The following is a 23,221-nucleotide window of genomic DNA, read 5'->3' as shown; positions in this document are numbered from 1 at the left end:
TTTGGGGCCATTCATCTTCTTAAAGGAAATCACCACATGAAATTGATGAATGTATTGGTCGTAGCATGTTTGGGATTATGCTTCGGTACAAACGTTTTTTCTGCGGAACACACGGACGTTAACAATGAAATAGACAGTTTTGCGTCGTTGCCATTTATTCGCTCAGTTAGCGTTGCTGCGGATGGCAGCAAAGTTGCGGTAGTCCGCGCAACTTCCAAAAATGGTGACTATGTCATTGAGATATACGATGCCCATGATCTTGCCAAAAAGCCGGTTGTACTGGGTGCCAGCAAGATGTTGGTCTCCGGCGTAATTTGGGTAAATAACAAAAAAATCGCCGTTGCTTTTCGACAACTACTCGAAGATGGTGCCCATAAATCTTGGGTCAGTAAATATGCGTTTACGGATGCCGATGGTCACGGTGACTGGCTTGTGCCTTTTTCCAACAGTAGCCGGGGCGGTTTCCAAATTCTCGACCTGTTGCCACAGGATAAAGATAACATCCTGATTTATGGTGATGCCAATAACAATCGAATCCCGGATGTGATCAAGCTAGATGTCACCAACGGCAGAACCTCAATTGTTGTGCGCGGTTCTGATAAAATTAACGGTGGCTTCATGACGGATAATGACGGTGACGTCAGGATCGGCCAAGGATTTGATTTGGCAGACAGTAGCATCGATATTTACGCCAGAAAAAAAGGTAGTGAAGACTGGATGTTATTGAAAAAAAACCTGCCTACCGATCGTGAAACGTTTGAGGTGTTGGGGTTTGATAATAAAAATCCTAATTTGCTGTACATCAATATGAACCACGGTGAAGACAAGTCAGGGATCTATAGTTATGACCTAATTACCGGAAAGTATTCAGAACGACAGTTTGGTTTGCAGAATGTGGATGTGGATGGCGCGCGTTTCAATCGGCAACACCAGCTGGTGGCATTTACCTACACCAATAAATATCCGGAAAGTTATTTTCTCACTGATTATGACCAAGGCGTAAACGATGCGTTGACTCAGTTGTTCCCAGAACAGGTAGTGCGTATTGTCAGTCGCAGCGATGATGATGGCGTGCTGGTGCTATTCGCACAATCAGCGACAAATCCTGGTGAATATTATCTGCTGCTTGATAAAAAATCGCTGCAAAAAATCGGGCCGACCCGGCCTTCGCTGCAACCCTCAGAACTGTCTGATGTAAAATATATTTCTTATAGCGCCAGAGATGGCCGCAAAATATACGCTTACGTGACGATACCTAAAACTGGCAAAGCGCCATATCCAACGGTTGTGTTGCCACATGGTGGGCCTTGGGTGCGCGATGTAGTGGTGTTTGATGAGTGGTCACAACTGTTAGCCCATCACGGCTATCTGGTGATCCAGCCAAATTACCGCGGGTCAACGGGATACGGTTTAGATTACTGGAAAGCCGGTGATAAAAACTGGGGTCTAAAGATGCAGGATGATCTTGATGACGCTGCCCAGTATTTGATCAATAAAGGGCTGGCTGACAAGTCAAAACTCGCGATGTTTGGCTGGAGTTATGGTGGTTATGCGGCATTTGTCAGCGCTATGCGGGAAAATAATATTTACCAATGTTCCATTGCTGGGGCTGGTGTCAGCGACTTAAACCGTTTGAATGCGGTACTGAATGACAATCGTTTTCTGAGTATGTTGCAGCAGCCCACGGTGAAAGGGGTTTCTCCGGTAGAGCAGGTCGATAAAGTCAATGTACCTATCTTAGTGATCCACGGCGATATCGATAGCCGGGTCCCCATCAAACACAGCCATGATTTTGTCGATAAACTGAAGCAGTACCATAAAGATTATCGCTATGTTGAACTGAAAGATGCCGATCATTTCTCTGATACCCTGTTCTATGATCATAAGCAGACCTTGTATCGAGAGTTGTTGGGATGGCTGGATAATAAGTGCGGTTTCGCACAATAAGCCTAGCGCCGACTAAATGATAAAAAGCCGGTGATTATGACCAGTAATCACCGGCTTTTGCTTGCACAGAGGATCAGACGAGGTAACAGGCTGCTGTGCTACAACCCATATGCTTTACAAGTGGTATTCCACGCCTAGCCAAAAGTTACGACCTTGCTCGATAAAACCTTCGGCATATTCATAACTACGGTCAAACAGGTTATTTACTGAAGTATTCAGACTGAGTCGTGGCAGCAACTGATAGTCAGCGCGCAGATTGGTCACTGCAAATCCCGCAGCAATTTGTGAGCCGTCACTATCACTATAGCTTGATGAGCGGATCTCTTCGGATACGGTCAGGCTCAAGGGATCCCAAGGCGTCAGTTTGACCCAGGCATTTCCCATCTGTTCGGGTAATCCGGTGATTTCACCAAGCTCTTGGCGTTTAACATCGGCATGGGTATAGCTATAGCTCAGTCCCATTTGAGCATATGTGCTTACATGTCCTGAGATGCCTAAATCTACGCCGCGGTAATCTACGCGGCCACTGTTGCGATTTTGTACCGTGTCTGCGTCAATATTGATGGCAAGAATGGCATCATCGACGCGGTTGTAATAAGCACTTGCCTCATAGCTCCATTGCGAATTAAACAAGCCGTTGTAAGTGATATCCAATGCCCGTGCACGTTCTGGTTTTAGCTGCGGATTTACCAGTGCCACTTGTCCAGTTGCAGGTTTTGATGTGGTGTACCGTTCTTTAAGTGTGGGGAAACGGCTACGATCTGATAAGGACACTGTCAGCGCATCGCTGTCATTCACATGGTATTTGAGCAGCCCTTGCCAGTTAAATGCATGCTGATCGTTGTCATCATACTGGGTGATACTGCCGTCATTTTCATGCTGCATCCCTTCAAGGCTTTGGCGTTTGTCATAGCTGATGCCCGCAACCGCATCAAACTGCGTTGATATTGCCCATTGGTATTCAGCGGCTAGCGAGATCGTACGATCCTTATAACGATCATATAGTGCATCCGGGGCGTCTTTTTCACGATGGACATCTTCTTTCCAGTGCGCCGCAAACGATAGTTGATCACGCTGGCGCATATCAGCGCTTAGTTGCAGGGCTGCGCCATTGCTGAAATCATCATAACGACTGTAATAGCCGCTTTTCTTTTCCAGTGCTGAAAGTGAGTTGTACATCATCAGCGTATTGGCAAAAACATCATGGTATAGCCGGCTTTTGAGGGTGAAGATGTCACCTATCTGTGTAAGCCCCTGATAGTAATAACTGTCTTTATCATAGTCCGGCCACTGCCAGTAGCGAGACGACTGATCTGAGGTCCCGGCATAGGGTGGGTTATTTTTTTGGCCATCCTGCTTTATATAGGTAAAGGTGTATTCATCGTTAGCATTCGGGGTAATACCTAATTTGATGACGCCGCGTTTATCGTTTGCCGCAGAGTTGATAAGTTTGCCATCGGTACCGGCGACATCATTATTGGTGCCGTATGGCAATCCAAGATAGTCCTGTTTCAGCTGACTGCCGGTAAACTGCAAGTAACCCAGATCGCTTCGCATACCGAGGGATAAATCTGCGTCATAGGCATTGCTGCTATTGCGGGTAAACCCTTGGCGATACGCCGCACTGGCTTCAAATGGCGCCTGTGGTTTATGGGTCGTTAAATTAATCGCCCCACCCATCTGGTTGGGCCCCTGGAGCAGTGAGGTATAACCTTTGGAAACCTCAATGGAATCAAGATTGGATGACAGAAAACGTCCCAGATCAAGGTTGCCATCATAAGGCACATAAATCGGGATCCCATCGTAAAATACCGGCACCTGGCGACTATCAAAACCACGTACTCTGACTTGGAGTTCATTCCGGCTACCGGATTTTTGCAACGATACACCGGGGATAACACTGAGTGCCTGCGCAACATTGGTCTTTCCTAACTGTTCCAATGTTTGTTGATCAATAGCGTCGCTGCTATCGGCAACCTGACTACCCCAGATAGTGAGACGTTCGGTGTCTGATGGCTCATCTGCCTGAGCATAATGTTGCCCTGATATTGCGATGATCATGAGCAGTGAGAGTTTTTTCAATATCATGTTGAACCTCAAATTCGATATATAAATTAGTATATATCGATGACTATGCCAAAATTTGGCAGTAATTCGCTGCCTGTCAGAATGGCTGAAAGGCGGTGGTTATCGGTAGCAATTGGGGATCATTGCACCGTCAGAAAGGCTTACCGTCAGGTAAGCCTGATATTCGCTAAGTTACAGTGTTTGGGTTTTGTCCCAGTAAACCAATGCCCAGTCACGGGATGGCGGAACAATCACTTGCCCCATACGTTTTTTCTGTTGGTAAAAATCAAACAGGCGTTGTAATTCTGTGTCGTCGAGAGTTCCCAATGACCAACTGACGGATTCTGAAAACTGTTCAAAGCTTTCTGTTTTATTTTGGCAGTTGGGGCCACGGATATAATCAACCTTAGGATGGATCCCCAGTTGATATAAAATGTTAACAGCGAAAATATAGTTAGGTAGTTCAACGACCGGGCGACCCACTGCACGTTGCACCGCCACATCGACAAACGATGTGGCTACCGTATGAGTGGTATAAACGCGCAATCGGGCTTTATTATTGAGTTTGATCAGCGCTTGCTGCAGATCGGCAACCAGCGTTGAGCGCGATGCAACTGCAATGTCGCATTCGGGGATCTCTGTCCAGTCATCTTCCCAGGATTTATTGAGCAGGGTAACGTTTTGTAAGCCCATGGCTGCGGCTCGTCTTCCGGCTACTTCCAACATCCCTCGGCTGTAATCGACGCCCCAAACCCGGGTGAGTGAGCCCGCTAAATTGAGACAGACTGAGCCGGGGCCACAACCCATATCCAACAGGGTGCTGGCATTTCGCAGATCAATTTTGCTTTGTAGTTGTACCAGATAAGGATCCTGCGGATTAGCACACACTTCTGCCATTTTTTCAGCTCGGGCATCCCAGTGTTCCGGCGCTTTAGTGGTGCGGCCTGCCTGCTGCATCTGTTGCCGGTAAAGTTCGGCAAAGTTTAACTCGTCCAGTATCATTGACTGATTCCTTATAGGCTTAAATTTCGATTCCCAGGTGATGTCTGATATCCGCTTCCTGTACATCATAGAGTGCTGCCAGTTTTTGTCCTGTGAGCATGGCCGCAGCACTGCCTTGTCGTGCGCCCTCGTGCTTTGACAGTAGCACAACCCGGTCAGCAATTGCTCTGGCGTGTAACGGATGATGGGTCGACATCAACAAGGTCATTCCAGTACTTTTCAGCTGGCGGATTTTTTCCAGTAACTTGATCTGGTGGCCGAAGTCGAGACTGGCCGCTGGTTCATCCATCACCAGTAATTTCGGCTGTTGTAACAGTGCTCTGGCAATCAGCACTAACTGCCGCTCGCCACCGCTAAGTGACGGATATAATCGTGCCGCGAGGTGATAGATCCCCAGATTGTCCAATAACTCCAGCGCCAATCGTCGATCTTTTGCCGATGGTGAGGAAAACAACGGCAGATGTATACTGCGTCCCATCAATACCATGTCCAAAACACTAAAGGTAAATGGACCATCATGCGCCTGTGGCACATAGGCCATCCATTTCGCCAGATCTTCACTACGCCATGCTTTTATCGCGCGTTGCTGCAACAAAATATTGCCGCCACGCAAGGGTAATCGGCCCAACAAACTGCGAATTAATGTGGTTTTGCCACAACCATTGGCGCCGAGCAGACAGCAAACTTCACCTTGTGCAATCGTAAAAGAGAGCTGTTGCAGTACCGGATGTTGTGGGTAACCCACCGCAGTGTTTTCAAATTGCACCAGTGTCACAGCCGTTCTCTCCGCATCAGCAATAACAGAAAGAACGGTGCACCGATCAGCGCCGTCAATATGCCAAGCGGCAATTCTACCGCACTGACAGTACGTGCCAGCGTGTCTGTTACCAAAAGCAAAATTGCGCCGGTTGCCATCGCCATCGGCAGTAATCGTTGATTATTGGCCCCGGTGAGCATGCGGCAAATATGCGGTATGACTAACCCGACCCAGCCGATGATGCCAGCAATAGCAACCGCACTGGCGGTGATAAGCGTGGCACTGATAATGAAAACTGCTCGCAGACGTACAACGTTAACGCCCAAGGCGCTGGCTTCTTCATCTGGCAGACTCAGCAAGTTCATGCGCCAGCGCAGCAACCATAGCGGGAGTATGCCAAGTAACGTCAGCGGTGCGGCGATTTTTAAATCGCTCAAGGTAATGCTGTTTAATCCCCCGAGCAGCCAAAAGGTGATTGACGGTAATTCGGTATAAGGGTCAGCCAGCACTTTGATCAGGGAGATCATGGCGCTGCACACGGTGCCAACCGCAATGCCGATTAACACCAGTGATAACACTGGGTCTTGGCGCCGGGTAAAGCGCGCGATAACGCAGACCAGTCCGACCACCAGTAATCCGCCAGCAAATGCCAATGATTGAATCAATAACATTGATAATCCGAGCAAAATTGCCACACTGGCGCCCATTCCCGCGCCAGCCGCGACTCCCAAAATATCCGGTGATACTAACGGATTACGGAACATTCCCTGATAGGCGGTCCCGGCCGCGGCTAACCCGGCGCCAATCATTACCGCTGCCAGCATTCTTGGCATCCGGATCTGCCAGAATACAATGGATAACTGGGGATCGGCGGTCTTGTTGTCAATCAACAAGTGACCAATGTCAGCAAGATTTAACGGATATTTCCCAGACGTCAGCGCGAACACCATCGCTATTAGCAGTAATGTGCAGACAACGGCTGCAGACCAATACTTCATATTGCCGGTACCAGTATGCGATAGTCATCATCGCTCAGACTGCTGTGAAAAAACGTCTGAAAAAACTGCTGCATGTCAGTCTTAAAAGTAGGCCTCAAGCGGCTATCCAAATGCGCCTGGAGTCTTCTAAGTCCCAGTAAACGATTGACACCTGGCGGTGCATCCAACCAGCCAAAAGGGAAGCGCTGATAACACAACACTTGTTGCTGTTTGACGGCTCGAACGCCTTGCCACTGCGGCGACTGTGTAATGTGCTGCCACGTCGTGATGTCCTGCGTGATGATCAGATCGGGTTGCCACAGTAGCAGTTGTTCCATCGATACTTGGGCAAGCCCGTTACGGCCACTGACTTCGGCGACATTGCGTAATCCCAGTAGCTCAATCGCTTCGGTGTGTAAGGAGCCAGCAAGGCCGGTTTCTAAACCTCGGGCACCGCGAGCGGCATAAAAGCGAATATTTTTACCCGTATTGGCGGCAAAATTTTTGGCATCACTCAGGATCTGCTTAGCCATACTTGCCAATTGTGCCGCGGTGGCTTCAACCCCCAGCAGGGCTCCGGTTTGTGTCAGTTGCGCTGGTGAGTCGGTCAATTGACCACTGACTAACACGTAAGGAATGCCGGTCTGAGCGACGGTTCTTTGGGCCACTGAACGAAATGTATTGGTAACGTCACCACAGTCGACAATGATATCCGGTTTTAGCGCCAATAGTTGTTCCAGCGACAGTGTACTGGCTCGCCCTGCAAGTCGACCGAGCTTGGGTAATCCACGCACTGACTGGCTAAACCAGGGAAAATCCTGCTGTAGGCTGAAACTGGAGAACCCTTGCAGGTGTTGCGGTGCCAGGGCCAGCAATAGCATATCTGCTGGTGCGCCAGCACTCAGCACCTTGCGTACGTCAGTCGGGGCGGGGATTTTACCGAAGGGCAATACCAAAGGGGTATCTGCCATCGCTAATTGCGGCCATGCTGCGAGGGTGCCACTGGCCATCAGTCCCTGTAGCAACATGCGGCGCTGCATATCCATATCTTAAAATCCTGGAAAATTCGATATATAAAAAAATATATAACGATATGCTATGGAAATCAGCGATGCTGTCAAGGTAACTGAGTGTGAGCTTGCTTGCAGATCTGAGCTTATGGCTTGACTGAGGTCAGTGCTTACCTCGGAATACTTATACGATAGAGGTGTTGCATCATGTTGGGTATTCGTCGGTTGCGTTACCTGTGTGGTTGCGGTCAAACATCGGTAGCGTTTATAAAGAAACGTAAATGTTTGATCTTGGTTAAATATTATCCGTGGTTAATATTCAATCAAGATGTTAACCTACTCATTTAATGCCCTGGATTTGTTACGGGTATAGAATTAACAACCTTCGCAGTTAGCGCGTCGGGTTTAAGCGGTTCATATCACAATGGGTTGTAGCCAAAGCATTTGTTGGCAGGATTAAGGATGACGTTATGATTCGCCAATTAGTGGCACAACTAAAAGTAATAAGCGACGGCTCGGCGCAGCTTACCAGTTTACTTATTGTTGTTGCTTATGGCGTGCTTACCGTAGCGTTGGGATTATTGTTCCAACAATCCCATTTCTTAGTACATTTTGATGCAGCAGGGGCGTTGGTTCTGGCGTTGCGCGTGGTCAAACCCAAACCGGTCCCTAACGATTTCTGGCCCATTGTTGGCGTGTCTTTGCTGAGCATCGTCGCCAGCATCACTTTTTATCATGAACCCCTATCTGCGGCTGTCATACTGGCAATCACTGTGGTCGCCCAAGGATTGCTGGGGGCTTGGCTACTACAAATGTTTAGCCAAAGCTTTCAAGGATTTTCCACCTTTGAGGGCATGGTGAAACTGCTATTTGTTGGCGCGATCCTGCCAGCGTTTATTGTCAGTCATCTCCCGGCATTGTTGCCGGTCGCCGGGGTTGATGCCTATGTACTGAAATGGTCGAGGTGGATCTGCAACCTTGGCTTATCGGCCTTATTATTTACACCGCTGTTTGTTTACGGTGTTTTTATGCCGACGGACCGGTATGCAAAGCAGGACAATTCTCTTCAGGCCGGGTTTTATTGGGCGTTGGCTTTGGTGATTTCTGTCTGGACATTTAGCCATTATCCTGTTGTTGCTCATAAACTTCCGCTACAAATCTTGTTGCTGGTGTTTATATTAGCTCTGTATGCCGTCAGCTTTTCTATCAGATTTAATAGCCTAGTGTTATGCAGTGTGGGGCTGGTGGCATTGTGGTCAATGCAGACGACGGCGATAGATGAAGGGCTGGAATCCCGCTTAAACGATTTTGTCTTGTTGGCATTTTTTATCTTTGTCGTGTTTAGCGTCAAACTGGCCGTGTGCGTGCTGATCAATGAAAAAGTCGCGGCGTTTAATCGCAGTCGTCGTAGCCGCCAGATGTTTGAAGCATTAAGCACGGTTAATCAGAATCTTATTGGTTTTGACAGCTCCGAGCAGGAAATTTTCAGTAAAGTCTGTCGCATTATCACCGAAGATATCGGGCTGGAGCAGACCTGCATTACCGTCTTTCAACCTTATACCGGGCAACCTGAGAAACCACATACCTATGCCGTTGACTGGCGATATGTCTATCCCGAACATGATTGCACTCATGGCGGCACTGCATTTCCGCTAGAACTGGATCGGGTGTTAGACAGCAGCGGCTACAGTGCTTTGCAATACACCGGTTGCTGCAGCGGTTGCGACTGGAACTGCCATTACAACACCGTAGTGTCATTTCCTATCTATCGCTCTGGTTACATCCACGGTGTGCTCACGGTTTTCGACAGTCGCGGAGCCATTTTTGATGATGATATCCACCGGTTGTTTGAAGACCTGGTAAAAGACATCAGCTTCGCGCTGACCTCCTTAGATGACCATATCAAGCTACAACTTGGCTACGAAGCGTTTGAATATAGCCAGGAAGCGATAGTGATCACCGATCCTGAAGGTAACATCATTAACGTTAACCCGTCATTTTGTCGGATCACCGGCTTCACTGTGGATGAAGTGATGGGCAAAAATCCGCGGTTGCTGAAATCTTCAAAGCAGTCCGATGAGTTCTATCGTGACATGTGGCAATCCATACTGGATAAAGGCAGTTGGTCCGGCGAGTTCTGGAACAAACGTAAAAATGGCGAACTGTATTTGCAGCGCGGCACCATCTCTACTGTGACGGATCAACGTGGTGAAATTAAGCATCTTATTGGCGTGATGGAAGACGTGACGCGTCAGCATCAGGCCGAAGAATATGCCCGCCGACTGACTAACTTTGACACCCTGACCGGCCTGCCCAATCGCAACAGGCTCAGTGATGTGTTCTTTAAAATGAGTAATCAGGCTGAAAAAACCAGACGTTCACTGGCGGTGATGTTCATCGACTTGGATGATTTCAAACATGTGAACGACGCGATGGGGCACCAGTTTGGTGATGAGGTGCTCAAAGCCGTTGCCCTACGTCTGCAAGAGCAGGTTGATGTCGATGATGCCCTGTTTCGTTTCAGTGGCGATGAATTCCTGTTACTGACGCCTTACGACAGTGTCGCCACGATTGAGTTGGCGCAAGCGCTGATAGCCACAGTGAGCAAAACGGTGAAAGTGGGCGATAAAGTGATCAACATTGGTTGCAGTATCGGGATTGCCATTTCCCCTTCCGATGGCATCACCATTGATCATCTGGTAGGCAGTGCCGATGCGGCGATGTACCGTGCTAAAAGTGCCGGGCGTGGCACCTATGTATTTTTCTCCGCCGATATGCAAACTAATGCGCTGGAAAAACTCAATCTCAAGCATGATCTCGCATTAGCGATTAATAACAATGAGTTATGTCTGCATTTCCAGCCAAAGGTGAATATTCAGGACGACACCCTGATTGGTGCTGAAGCCTTGGTTCGTTGGTATCATCCGCAGCGGGGTGAATTGGCACCTGGGCATTTTATTCCTCTGGCCGAAGAATCCGGGCAGATTGTCATGATCGACCGTTGGGTGCTCGAGGCGGCCATCCGTCAGCTCAGTGATTGGCGGCAGCAAGGCTTTACGCCATGCCCGATTGCCATCAACCTGTCTCTGCCGATGTTTCAGCGTCCACAATTTGTTGATGAGATTATCTACCTGCTGGATCGTTATCAGGTGCCTGCGCAATGGTTAGAACTGGAGGTGACGGAACGAGTGGCGATGGGCGATCTGGACTATACCGTCAATACTTTAAGAGCGTTAAAGCACATCGGCGTCAGTATTTCGATTGATGATTTTGGTACCGGCTATTCTAGTCTTGCCTATCTGTATGATTTTCCTATCGATACATTGAAAATCGATAAAGCGTTTGTGACCGATATTCATCATAATCCGAAGAAACAAGGGATTGTTAGCGCCATTATTTCACTCAGCATCACGATGGGCTTACATACGGTCGCGGAAGGGGTGGAAACCATCGAAGAGAAGGCTTATCTGCGTAATCTGCACTGTGACTATTTCCAGGGCTACCTGTTTTCTAAGCCGGTGACAGCGGCTCAATTCCAACAGCGCTATTTCAGTTCTCAGCCACACTAAAGCCTCGCTTTCTGCTGCCACGGTTAGTGATCTCACCGTTTGAGATTGGGCGTCGCTTTATCTGAATATATTAATTGAAATGATAACTACTATCATTTACGATCGCATCAAAATTTATGAGGTGCTTATATTCAGGATACGAAATGAAGCCTATCTCTCCCATTTATCTCGCGATTATTAGTGTGTTGTATTCATTGCCGGGACTAGCTGACGACAGTGCTACCCGTCAGGATGCCAGTATGGAGCGTCTTACGGTGACCGGTCGTGCTCAGTCGCTTTATCGTAAGGACGATGGTTCCTTAGCAACCCGCACCAACACCCCGATTGAACGTACACCTCAGTCAATTCAGATCCTGCCGGAAAGTCTGATAGAAGATCAGGCGGCGCTGGAAGTGACAGATCTGTATCGTTCCATCAGTGGCGTCAGTCAGTATGCCTACTCGGCTGTCACTTTCCGCGGTTTTCATCAGGACGAAATTCTCTATGACGGTGTTCGCGGCGATCCGTTTAACGGTTTTGCCATTCCGCAACTGTTTAATATCCAGCAAGTACAGGTGCTAAAAGGTCCCAGCGGCGCGATTTATGGTGCCGGTTCCCCCGGCGGACTGATCAACTATGTCACGAAAAAGCCGGCTTATCAGCGTAACAACAGCATCAAACTGGGAGTCGGTAACGACGATTTTGTCAGTGGTAGCATGGAGTTAACCGGCCCCGTCACCGACAGTGGCGACCAGCGTTATCGCCTGGGCGTTTATCAGGATCACGAGAATCCTTACCGCTACAATACCGATCAAGGTAACCGGATTATTGATGCCGGATATGCCTTCGATATGGGCGATAGCACCACGCTGATGCTGCAACTCACTGATGTGCATCAAAACTATGGCGGTGCACGTCTACGAGGGATCCCCGCAGATAAAGATGGCAATTTTCTCGCCAGCATGCAGTGGAATAGCAATGAACAGTCTGACTATCAACAGTTAGATGCCACGGTTTATCAGGCGCGACTCGACCACGACATGAACAGTTGGCTCAGTGGTAATCTCACGGTCCGTTACTTTGAAAACACGGAGGTACAGAAATATCACGAACCCGTGAGTATGGACGATACCGATGGTGATGGTGTTGCTGACTGGACCGAACGTCAATATCGCGATCAAACCCGCGACACCCAAGCGGGTTCAGTTACCGGCAATTTGATTGCAGAGTTAGGCCAACATACCTTGCTCTTTGGCGGTGACATTTTTCGGCAAAAAGAGGGCTTCTATTATCTGCGGGCCACGGCTTCTGGTGGCGTGTTAGGTCTGAGTTATACCGACCCTCAATACGGCGTGACTGACGTCGACAGTTACCAGTTAAAGCTGAATACGGATTCAGATACGACCGCAGTGCGATACGGTTTATATCTGCAGGATCAGTGGCGGATCACTGACGCTTGGGATGTTCTGGCAGGATTACGCCTCGATGGTTTTGATGACAAAATTGTTGATAATATTCAAGAAACTCGCGACAACTACGATGATACCGGGTTGAGTTACCGCATCGGTAGTACCTATAAGATCAATGACCACTTACACCCGTATGTTACCTGGGCAACAGGGTTTGTGCCTCAGGATGCTGGCAGCCAACTCAGTAGCAAGGGCGGGCCGTTTGATCCAGAGGAAAGCCAGCTGGCAGAAGCCGGCATCCGTAGCTTCTGGTTTGATAACGCGGTAAACCTCAACTTGGCGACCTATCACATAGTGCGGGAAAACATTCTGCAGACAGACCCGGACGATACTGACAAGCTGCTGGCATTGGGTAAAGTCCGCAGCCAAGGGGTAGAGCTGGATCTGATGGGCGATCTCACCGAACACTGGGTATTGAATCTGAACTATGCCTACAACGATACCGTGGTAAAGGATGCCACTAATGGTATCAGCCGTACCTATGGCAACCGCTTTGCCAATGCCCCCAGACATCAATTGGGCTTATGGACACGTTATGATATTGCCGCGATTGATTCAGCAATTGCGTTTGGGGCTGATTACGTCAGTGAACAGTTTGATCAGGAAGGTGGGCGGATTAAACCCTACACGGTATTTGACGCTTCCTGGCAAACGCATTGGCGGCAATGGCAATTCCAGCTCAACATCAAAAACCTGTTTGATAAAGCCTACGCGGTAAGTGGTTTGATTAACCGGACCGGTCTGTTCCCCGGTGAACACCGCCGGGTCTATGCCTCTGTTACCTACCATTTCTAAGTCTGCATAGAGTAAACGCCGATGTGTAGACATCGGCTTTTACCTGTTGGCGCTTAATGGCCATGATTGCCCAGTGGATGGCCATGACTGTCATATGCCGCATGTTCACTGTGTTCAACAAACCCCTGATTGATCATTTTTGCCAGAAATGGGTCTTGGTCGTTGTCACCCACGTCTGCGAAATCAGTGCGTTGATAGCGCTGCCATTGCTGCAGTTGTTGTTTCACGGTGTCATTGGTGAGCAGTTGCTGTGCTTGCCAGCGGCTGACTTTGCCCCCGACCTCGGTTTCCAGCACTAAAGGCAGACCTAAAGTGGTACTCCATAACAGCTGATAATGTACCTGCTGATATTCACCTTCGTAGGCTTCGGCAGTGGTACAGCTCGATTGGGGCACCTTGGTCAGCACCTGTCGCAGATGTTCTGAAGTAAAGCTCTCGATTTCGGCCTGAGACACCCGTACGCCCAGAGTGCGTAAATCGCCAGCGTAGTAATCGATGCGGCGCTTAGCTTCACCAAATACCCGGCTGAATTGCGGATGTTTCGGATTATCAAAGCGCCACCATTCGGCGATTTGGTTTTGTGGATTGTAAAAAGCCGTTTGCGCTTGCTGACGCAATAACAGCAAGGTTCCCTGCTTGTCGCCACTGAGTTGGTAACTGACGCCCCAGGCGTCCGTTGGGCGGGCATCGGGACAGAACTCAGTCGCACTGACGAGAGCGGGACACAGGAGCAGCAGCATTGGTAGAATTTTCATCGAATAACTCCAATCGAAAAGGAACAGCTACGTGAGGTAGCTGTTCCTGCAAGGGCAGGGCATTAGTTTTGTGCCGCTTCTGCACGACCCACCAGATTGGCGGCATAGTTCATCACATGGAATAACATGTTCTGTTCCACTGAACCGGTGACCAGTTGCGCGCCTGGCCCTTTGGCATAGACGGCGACATCTTCACCCGCATGAGTTTCACTGCCCAGTGGCACCGTGGCTTCCTGACGGTAATCAACGTCGGTCACTGCATACAGGTTCAGATCGGGGCGGTTGCTGTCAGTATTGACCGCGGCGCTACCGAAGCCAAAGCCAGGACCATTGGCGTAACCTAAGGTGGTGTATGGCATGCCGTTGCTGTCGGTACTGTAGGTTGTCGCGGCAGCACCACTCGCATCGACACCGCGTACCAGACCGAGAATCGGATTACCACGCACGGGATATCCGGCAATGGTGAACACATGGCTGTGGTCTGCAGTCACCAGGATCAGCGTGTCTTTGTCGGCTTTTTCGATGGCAACGCGCACCGCGTCAGACAATGCCACCGTGTCTTCCAGCGCCCGCGCAGCGTTACCCGCATGGTGCGCATGGTCGATACGGCCGCCTTCCACCATCAGAAAATAGCCGCTGTCGTTTTGCTTCAGCATATCCAGTGCGCGGCTGGTCATTTCGGCCAGCGATGGCTCCCCGGCACCATCACCGTTGACCCGGTCTGCTTCATACTGCATATGGCTGTTTTCAAACAGACCGAGCAGATGTTTAACACTGTTGGTATCGACACTCATAAACTGGGCACGATTCCACACATAAGCGCCGTCACTGTATTTGCTGGTCCACTCTGTGGTGAGATCCCGACCATCATTGCGACGACCGGCCCGACCATATTCAGGATCAGTTTCGGTATTCGGCATAAAGTAGGTACGGCCGCCCCCCATCGCGACTTCCGGACCATCACCATAAGGGAAATCAATCAGTTGTGAGGCGATATCCTTACAGCCGGCATCCAACGCCGCTTGCGGCATATCGCTGTCAGCTTCCCAGTTACGCTCGACTGAATGGGCGTAGGTCGCTGCCGGTGTCGCATGGGTCAGGCGTGCGGTAGAAATGATCCCGGTACTCATGCCGGCAATTTCTGCTAGCTCCAGGGCGGTCATCACCTCATGGCCAGTGCTGGTACTGCACTGATCACGCACTGCGGCATCCGATACTGAAATAATGCCATCTTTGGTTTTGACACCGGTGACAATCGCCGTCATGGTTGGCGCGGAATCCGGTGTCTGCTGGTTGGCAGAGTAGGTTTTCACCAGTCCGGAATAGGGAAAGGTTTCAAAGCTGAGGCGGTTTTCTTCACCGCTTTTGCCTTGCTGCTGGCCCTGATAGATACGGGCGGCGGTGAGCGTAGAAATTCCCATACCATCGCCCACAAATAGGATGATGTTTTTAGCTTTGCCAGCCGAGTCACTGATGCTGTTGCCGCTGGCTTTAGTGACTGCATCCTGCCCCGCCATAAACCACTCGTTGGCGGCGGTATAATCACGACCATCAGTACCATCTTGTCCATTACTGCCATCGGCGCCGGTAGCACCTGTTGCTCCAGTTGCCCCTTTTTCACCATCGCTGCCACAACCCGCTAATGTCAGTGCAGACAGGGTCATCATGGCCAGTACAATTGCTTTCAATTTCATTTTTGCATCCCTCAAATCAGTACTTGCTGCCACCCAGAGCGCCCGCCTGGTTCATGACATGGAAAATGACGTTCTGTTCAACGTTGCCCTGGAATAGCCAGGCCCCCGGACCGGTGGCGTAAATGGCCACATCTTCCGCGGCGTGGGTTTCGCTGCTCAGCGGCACTTGTGCTTGCTGCATAAATTCCACATCCGTGGTATCTACGGCGGTGAGGTCTTCACGCGCGCCTTGTTTGGCCCCCGGACCATTGGCATAACCGAGTGTGGTATAAGGCAGACCGTCAGCCGCCAGCGAAGGCGCAGTGCTGATGGTTTCATCATTCGGCTCATGCACCAGTCCGAGAATAGGATTGCCGCGGGCCGGATAACCGGCAATGGTAAAGGTGTGGCTGTGGTCAGCCGAGACAATAATCAGGGTGTTCTGTAAATCGACTTTATCCATTGCCGCCTGCACAGCATCAGACAACGCAACCGTATCTTCCAGGGCGCGAGCAGCATTGCCAGCGTGGTGGGCGTGGTCAATACGGCCACCTTCTACCATCAGGAAATAGCCCTTGTCGTTTTTCGCCAAAATATCGATGGCTTTGCTGGTCATTTCGGCCAATGACGGTTCGCCAGCCACATCGTCGGCACGATCCGCTTCATACTGCATATGAGAAGCTTCAAACAATCCAAGCAGATGGTCCGTGGTACTGGTATCAACCGCATCAAACGCTTCTTTATTCCAGACATAGACCGCATTAGAGAATTTTTCACTCCAGGCGGCAGTCAGATCGTTACCATCGGCGCGGCGACCTTTGGCGCCTTCGCCATCGGTCACTGTATTAGGCAGAAAATAACTGCGGCCGCCACCCAGTGCGACTTCCAGACCGTCTCCCGGTGCATCCATCACCAGTTGGTAAGCGATGTCGTGACAGCCATTGGCGACAGCTTCTTTGGTCAGATTGGTATCGGCCTCCCAGTCACGCTCTGGTGTATGCGCATAAGTAGCGGCCGGGGTGGCGTGAGTGATACGGGCGGTGGAGATAACGCCGGTGGATTTCCCCAGATCTTCTGCTAATTCCAGTGCCGTTTTCAGTTCATTACCTTTGCTGGAAAGGCAGTTACCGCGAATAGAGTCTGATGAAACCGACAGCATGCCATCTTCGGTTTTTACGCCGGTGATCATCGCAGTCATGGTCGGCGCTGAATCCGGCGTTTGCTGATTCACGGAATAAGTTTTTGAGAGTGCACTGTATGGAAAGCTCTCAAAGCTCAGGCGATTTTCTTCACCGGTATGCCCTGCCATTTGCCCTTGATAGATGCGGGCAGCAGTCAGCGTGGAAACTCCCATACCGTCACCGACAAAGAAAATAATGTTTTTGGCGGTGCCTGTGTTACGAACTTCGGCAACCTTGGCGGCTACTGCGTCAGCGCCTGCGGTGAACCAACTGCTTTGTGTCTGAGAAGTCGGCAAAACGGTGGCATTTGCGGTGTGGCAAACAAACGCACTTGCCATCGCTGCAGCCAACACGGTCAGAACCTGTGGTCGGGTTTTCATTGCTATCCTCGCGTGATTTCCTGTAGTGATTTTGTGCCGGCAATCTGTCCGGTCAGCACCGATTTTGGAAGATTTAGATGACACTAATGTTTCTTAACTGTTAAATATTTTGGTGGGATGATACCTGGCACTTATGCAGATAGATGAAAAAGGCAGGGTGAACTTTAGCGAATGTGTAAAATTGGTAGAAATCACCACTGTGTTAACGTTGTTAGCTGCAGAAATTTGCTGCAATCAACCATAAATTTACTATATTGTTTATCTGTAAATATAAGTTAAATCAATGGCTGTAGACGATATTTGCTACATTTTAGAATTCATTGTTCTCAAAAACGTACTTTCTTTGATTGCACCAGAATGTTACAAACGTGTTCAATAATTTTGCCACTACCGCGGATGCCAGATTTATTCTGACGCTATCTTTTTATGCAAAGTGGTGACTAAAATGGCACTTCTAGTGCAATTTTAATCATTATAATAACGGTGTTTTCATGGAAACTATACAAACTCCCAAGCAGGGACATTCCTTGCTCGAGGATATTTCTGCCATTTTTATCGGCAGCTGTTTTGTATCGCTGGGCGTGTTTTTTCTACGTCAGGCCGGTTTACTTACAGGTGGTACTGCGGGGTTATCCCTATTATTAACCCACCTGTCACCACTGACATTTGGACAGTGGTTTGTGTTACTCAACGTGCCGTTTTTCTGGTTGGCATGGAGCCGGATGGGTAAAGCTTTTACCATCAAGACTTTTGTCTCCATCGTCGTTGTGTCGGTCATGAGTGATCACATGGAGATGGTACTTGGCTTCTCCAAAGTGAACGTGTTCTATTCATCAGTTATTGGTGGATTGTTGTTGGGCGCAGGCATGTTGATTATGTTCAGACATAAATCGAGCCTTGGTGGTTTCAATATCTTAGCCTTGTATTTGCAGGATAAATTCAATATCCGCGCGGGCAAATTTCAGATGGTATTGGATTCTTCAATCGTGATTGCCTCGTTCTTTATCATCAGCCCATGGCTGCTGGCACTGTCGGTATTCGGTGCCGTTGTGACAAATTTTGTTCTCGCTGTTAACCATAAACCTGGTCGTTACAGCGGACTCTGAACCCTGAGTTTCTCAATCTTTGAGAAGTTCATTCCGGCCCTTCATTTGAAGGGCCTTTTTTATGCCTGAATAGAATTCAACGCTATATCGATATAAAAACTTACCCTAACGAACCCATAAATTTGATCTTGCGCACACTTTTTAACGAGAGGATGATGTGTGTGGTAAGAGAATTTTAATCTATTCATCTATTAAACAATGAATCACTGAATTAAAAATCTGTTTTTAGTGATATTAAATAGTGGAGTATATCGTTATGGGGCAAAGCATTGCGTATTTCATTGCAGATACTCTTAGCAAAGCGGGTGTTAAACGGATGTGGGGCGTCACCGGTGACTCTCTGAATGGTATCAGCGACAGTCTACGAAAAATCGGTACTATCGAGTGGCTGGGGACTCGGCATGAAGAAACCGCGGCATTTGCTGCGGGCGCCGAGGCCAGTATCTCCGGGGAATTGTCAGTGTGTGCGGGCTCCTGTGGTCCCGGCAATATGCACTTGATCAACGGCTTGTTTGACTGTCACCGCAACCGCGTGCCGGTATTGGCGATAGCTGCTCATATTCCATCGGCTGAAATCGGCACTAACTATTTTCAGGAAACCCATCCTCAGGAATTATTTAAAGAATGTAGTGTGTTCTGTGAATTAGTCTCCAATCCAGAGCAGATGCCATACATTCTTGAGACTGCTATGCGCCAGGCCATATTGCATCGTGATGTGGCGGTGATCGTGCTGCCGGGCGATGTCGCTTTGAAGCCGATGCCGGAAGGTGTCAATCCTAAATGGAGTCTGCCAAAGCCGGCCACCTATACACCTGCCGTAGCAGACATTGAAACGCTGGCGCAGAAGCTGAATAGCAGCAATAACATCACACTGCTGTGCGGTGCCGGTTGTGCCGAAGCGCACGATGAAGTGGTGGCGCTGGCAGCCAAACTGCAGGCACCTATTGTTCACGCGCTGCGCGGCAAAGAATATCTGGAATATGACAATCCTTACGATGTCGGCATGACCGGTCTGATTGGTTTTGCCTCCGGTTATCACGCGATGCGGCAGGCGGATACGGTGCTGTTGTTAGGCACCAGTTTCCCCTATCGGGCGTTCTATCCGGAAAAAGCCACCATTCTGCAGGTGGACAACAATCCTGCGTCACTCGGTCGTCATTGCCAGATTGATTTTGGCGTCCTGGGAGATGTCAAAAACACATTGAAAGAATTGGTGCCATTGATTGACGAAGGCCGCTCACGTAGCCATCTGGATCAGTGCCTGAAAAACTACCATGACGCGCGTAAAGATCTGGATGATCTGGCCAATGGGAAAACTTCTCACAACCTGATCCACCCACAATATCTGGCACGGTTGATCAGTGAAACCGCTGCCGAAGATGCGGTGTTTACCGCCGATGTTGGTACCCCGACAGTCTGGGCTGCGCGGTATTTGCAGATGAATGGTAAACGGCGCCTGATTGGTTCGTTTAACCACGGCTCTATGGCGAATGCTTTATCACAGGCGATGGGGGCTCAGGCGGAAAATCGCCAGCGGCAAGTGATCGCCATGTGTGGTGACGGTGGTTTCTCAATGCTGATGGGCGACCTGTTATCTCTGCGCCAGCTTAAACTGCCGATCAAAGTGGTGGTGTTCAATAACCGTTCTCTGGGCTTTGTGGCGATGGAAATGAAGGCTGGTGGTTATCTGTCACACGATACCGATCTGCAAAACCCAAGTTTTGCAGCCATTGCGGAAGCGTGTGGTGTGCGCGGCATTCATGTGACCGATCCGCAAGCCTTGCCACAGGCGCTGCGGGATGCGTTTGATGATGAAGGCCCGGTAGTGGTCGAAGTAGATACCGCCAAGCAGGAACTGGCAATGCCACCACAAATCAAGTTTGAACACGCCAAGGGCTTTAGCCTGTATATGATGAAAGCCATCATCAACGGCCGTGGCGATGAAATTGTCGAATTGAGTAAGACCAACTGGTTCCGTTAGGCGCTTATTGCCTGTCCCACTCAGTTAACGACAACGTAGATAATCCGGTGACCTCACCGGATTATTTTTGGGTTCGCGATTGCTCAATTCTGCTGGCATGCTTGGCCTAATGCCTCTATCCAATCATCGCAGCTCATTGAGCCCCCTTGCACTCCTAGTCACCGGTGCTTGCTGTGGTGATAGTCCTTAACTGTATTAGTCCAGACTAGATCTGACACATCATCTTGAAAAGATGAGAGTTACCCGTTTTGATAAAGGTGTCGAATCTTAAATCAAAACATAAGGCAACTCTCATGCTTCATACTAACAATCCGATTATCAAACACAAAGCGGGTTTACTCAATCTCGCAGCAGAACTGGGAAACGTTTCTAAGGCCTGTAAGGTGATGGGCGTATCTCGAGACACCTTCTATCGCTACCAGGAATTGGTTGAAAGTGGTGGTGTTGAATCGCTTATCAATCAGTCCAGAAGAGCGCCTAACCTTAAGAACCGTGTCGATGATGCAACCGAACAAGCCGTCATCGCACATGCGATAGCATTTCCTGCCCACGGCCAATCACGCACCAGTAATGAACTGCGCAAAACAGGCGTATTTGTGTCGGCGAGTGGTGTTCGTTCTATCTGGCTGCGGCACGATTTAGAGAACTTCAAAAAGCGCTTAAAGGCTTTGGAAGCCAAGGTCGAGCAAGAAGGTATTATCTTGTCAGATGCGCAGGTCGCAGCGCTGGAACGCAAGCAACAGGATGATGAAGCTTGTGGTGAAATTGAAACCTTCCATCCAGGCTATTTGGGCTCGCAAGATACGTTCTATGTCGGCAATCTTAAAGGTGTTGGTCGCATCTATCAGCAGACCTTCGTTGATACCTATAGCAAGGTAGCATTTGCCAAGCTGTACACAACGAAAACGCCTATCACTTCGGCTGATTTGCTCAATGACCGAGTGCTGCCGTTCTTTGAGGCTCAAGCATTACCCATGCTGCGTATTTTGACTGACCGAGGAACAGAATACTGTGGCAAAGTAGAGCAACACGACTATCAGTTGTACCTAGCGATTAACGACATAGAGCACACCAAAACTAAGGCGCGTCATCCGCAAACCAATGGTATCTGTGAACGCTTCCATAAAACGATTTTGAATGAGTTTTATCAGGTAACGTTTCGTAAAAAGCTTTACGGAAATATGGAGGAACTGCAAAAAGATCTGGACGAATGGCTGGCGTATTACAACAATGAACGGACTCATCAGGGAAAAATGTGTTGTGGCCGAACACCAATGGCGACACTCGTTGATGGGAAAGCGATTTGGGCTGAAAAGAATTTAGCTCAAATCTAATCTGACGGAGGCACCAGAAAAATGGGTAACTGTCAGATCAGGTCTGAGCTAGTACACCTTAACGCTTAGTACCCAATGGCTTCAATTGATGGGACTAATCGCTAACTTCATTTCTGCATGCAAATCTGGTTACACTGCTGCACACATTTACCGCCTGGATCAGGGAGTTCTAGATGTTCAACGCATTGATAATCAATAAAGATGAACAAGGTTACCGCTGTGAATTACAGCAGTTGTCAGCCGAGCAATTGCCACCCGAAAACGTGTTGGTTCAAGTGGCTTACAGTACGCTCAATTACAAGGACGGACTGGCGATCACCGGCAAAGGGCCGGTGGTGCGTAAATTCCCGTTAGTGCCGGGGATCGATCTCGCGGGCACCGTGATTGAAAGCGCTCATCCAGATTATCAGGCCGGTGACAAAGTGCTGCTGAACGGCTGGGGCGTCGGTGAAAATTACTGGGGAGGCCTGGCACAGTTTGCCCGCCTTAATGGCGACTGGCTGATCCCGCTGCCGGATGCTTTCTCGGCACGAGATGCCATGGCGATTGGTACTGCCGGATACACTGCCATGCTGTGCATCATGGCATTGGAAAAACACGGGTTGACCCCCGAAAAAGGCGAAGTGCTGGTGACTGGTGCTAACGGTGGTGTCGGTACTTTTGCCATTGCCTTGCTCGCTGCCAAAGGTTATCTGGTGGTCGCAGCTACCGGGCGTCCTGAACTGGCGGATGCGCTGCAAGCCTTAGGTGCCAGCGCCATCATTGATCGCAGCGAACTGAGCCAACCGGGGAAACCTTTAGCCAAGGAGCGCTGGGCGGCGGTGGTGGACTCGGTCGGGAGTCATACGCTGGCCAATGCCTGCGCCGCCACCAAAGCAGATGGTGCCGTGGCTGCCTGTGGTCTGGCTCAGGGCATGGATTTTCCGGCAACGGTCGCGCCGTTTATTTTGCGCGGTGTCAGTCTGCTGGGCATTAACAGCGTTACCCGCCCTAAGGCCGAACGCATTGCCGCCTGGCAGCAGTTAGCCCAATGGCTGCCGAGAACCATGCTCGATCACAACACCCGTGAAATCGGCCTGCGCGAAGCCATTGCCACCGCCAGTGATTTGTTGGCCGGAAAAGTTCAGGGGCGGGTGCTGGTGGACGTCAATCGTTAAGCGTGTGCGGTTGTTTGTCATTTATGATACATTAGAAAAAATTTATAGAAGGCGACCATGGTCGCCGCTATGGTTGCAGTGA

15 protein-coding genes are annotated in these 23,221 nt (G+C 49.5%); 7 read left to right on the top strand and 8 right to left on the bottom strand.

The features are described 5' to 3' along the window. Window positions 1-36: 36 nt before the first annotated feature. Window positions 37-1,947: an alpha/beta hydrolase family protein gene (locus KDN34_RS14405; RefSeq protein ID WP_212594407.1), complete on the top strand. Its 1,911-nt coding sequence runs from the start codon at window positions 37-39 to the stop codon at window positions 1,945-1,947. 114 nt (window positions 1,948-2,061) lie between these two features. On the opposite strand, the gene KDN34_RS14400 is transcribed toward KDN34_RS14405, so the two are convergent. From KDN34_RS14400 to KDN34_RS14380, 5 genes are all read right to left on the bottom strand, one after another. Continuing rightward, window positions 2,062-4,035 (bottom strand): TonB-dependent receptor plug domain-containing protein, encoded by a 1,974-nt coding sequence (locus KDN34_RS14400; RefSeq protein ID WP_212594406.1) that lies wholly within the window; start codon window positions 4,033-4,035, stop codon window positions 2,062-2,064. A 171-nt stretch (window positions 4,036-4,206) separates the two neighbouring features. Then, window positions 4,207-5,016 (bottom strand): class I SAM-dependent methyltransferase, encoded by an 810-nt coding sequence (locus KDN34_RS14395; RefSeq protein WP_212594405.1) that lies wholly within the window; start codon window positions 5,014-5,016, stop codon window positions 4,207-4,209. Window positions 5,017-5,035: 19 nt separating this feature from the next. Then, the gene (locus KDN34_RS14390; RefSeq protein ID WP_212594404.1) at window positions 5,036-5,791 is read right to left on the bottom strand and encodes an ABC transporter ATP-binding protein; all 756 of its coding nucleotides are present in this window, start codon (window positions 5,789-5,791) and stop codon (window positions 5,036-5,038) included. Then, on the bottom strand, window positions 5,788-6,771 hold the full coding sequence (locus KDN34_RS14385; RefSeq protein WP_212594403.1) for a FecCD family ABC transporter permease: 984 nt from the start codon (window positions 6,769-6,771) through the stop codon (window positions 5,788-5,790). Before KDN34_RS14385 ends, KDN34_RS14390 begins: the two co-directional genes overlap by 4 nt. Continuing rightward, on the bottom strand, window positions 6,768-7,796 hold the full coding sequence (locus KDN34_RS14380; protein ID WP_212594402.1) for an ABC transporter substrate-binding protein: 1,029 nt from the start codon (window positions 7,794-7,796) through the stop codon (window positions 6,768-6,770). Before KDN34_RS14380 ends, KDN34_RS14385 begins: the two co-directional genes overlap by 4 nt. A gap of 434 nt (window positions 7,797-8,230) precedes the next feature. Here KDN34_RS14380 and KDN34_RS14375 point away from each other — a divergent pair, with 434 nt between their 5' ends. Together KDN34_RS14375 and KDN34_RS14370 are read left to right on the top strand one after the other, a co-directional pair. Next, window positions 8,231-11,329 carry a bifunctional diguanylate cyclase/phosphodiesterase gene (locus tag KDN34_RS14375; protein WP_212594401.1) on the top strand — a complete coding sequence of 1,033 codons (3,099 nt, stop codon included), beginning with the start codon at window positions 8,231-8,233 and terminating at the stop codon, window positions 11,327-11,329. A 143-nt stretch (window positions 11,330-11,472) separates the two neighbouring features. Beyond that, window positions 11,473-13,572: a TonB-dependent siderophore receptor gene (locus tag KDN34_RS14370; RefSeq protein ID WP_212594400.1), complete on the top strand. Its 2,100-nt coding sequence runs from the start codon at window positions 11,473-11,475 to the stop codon at window positions 13,570-13,572. 53 nt (window positions 13,573-13,625) lie between these two features. On the opposite strand, the gene KDN34_RS14365 is transcribed toward KDN34_RS14370, so the two are convergent. From KDN34_RS14365 to KDN34_RS14355, 3 genes are all read right to left on the bottom strand, one after another. Continuing rightward, window positions 13,626-14,327 (bottom strand): hypothetical protein, encoded by a 702-nt coding sequence (locus KDN34_RS14365; protein ID WP_212594399.1) that lies wholly within the window; start codon window positions 14,325-14,327, stop codon window positions 13,626-13,628. A gap of 62 nt (window positions 14,328-14,389) precedes the next feature. Continuing rightward, window positions 14,390-16,021 (bottom strand): alkaline phosphatase, encoded by a 1,632-nt coding sequence (locus KDN34_RS14360; RefSeq protein WP_212594398.1) that lies wholly within the window; start codon window positions 16,019-16,021, stop codon window positions 14,390-14,392. 16 nt (window positions 16,022-16,037) lie between these two features. Next, a complete protein-coding gene (locus KDN34_RS14355; RefSeq protein ID WP_212594397.1) occupies window positions 16,038-17,561 on the bottom strand; it encodes an alkaline phosphatase in 1,524 nt (507 codons plus the stop codon). A 491-nt stretch (window positions 17,562-18,052) separates the two neighbouring features. On the opposite strand from KDN34_RS14355, the gene KDN34_RS14350 reads away from it, so the two are divergent. The 4 genes from KDN34_RS14350 to acuI all read left to right on the top strand — a co-directional run bounded on the left by KDN34_RS14350 (window position 18,053) and on the right by acuI (window position 23,139). Continuing rightward, window positions 18,053-18,667, top strand: coding sequence for a YitT family protein (locus tag KDN34_RS14350; protein ID WP_212594396.1), 615 nt, complete (start codon window positions 18,053-18,055; stop codon window positions 18,665-18,667). Between the two features lie 256 nt (window positions 18,668-18,923). Next, window positions 18,924-20,648, top strand: coding sequence for a ubiquinone-dependent pyruvate dehydrogenase (poxB, locus tag KDN34_RS14345; RefSeq protein WP_212594395.1), 1,725 nt, complete (start codon window positions 18,924-18,926; stop codon window positions 20,646-20,648). Between the two features lie 293 nt (window positions 20,649-20,941). Further along, entirely contained in the window at window positions 20,942-21,982 is a 1,041-nt protein-coding gene (locus tag KDN34_RS14340) for an IS481 family transposase (RefSeq protein ID WP_212594394.1), read from the top strand. A gap of 173 nt (window positions 21,983-22,155) precedes the next feature. Then, a complete protein-coding gene (gene acuI / locus KDN34_RS14335) occupies window positions 22,156-23,139 on the top strand; it encodes an acrylyl-CoA reductase (NADPH) (RefSeq protein WP_212594393.1) in 984 nt (327 codons plus the stop codon). Window positions 23,140-23,221 lie beyond the last annotated feature (82 nt).

The organism is Shewanella yunxiaonensis, from assembly GCF_018223345.1.
GTDB lineage: Bacteria > Pseudomonadota > Gammaproteobacteria > Enterobacterales > Shewanellaceae > Shewanella > Shewanella yunxiaonensis.
Note: the sequence above shows the minus strand (reverse complement) of the source record. Positions and strands in the feature narration are given on the sequence as shown.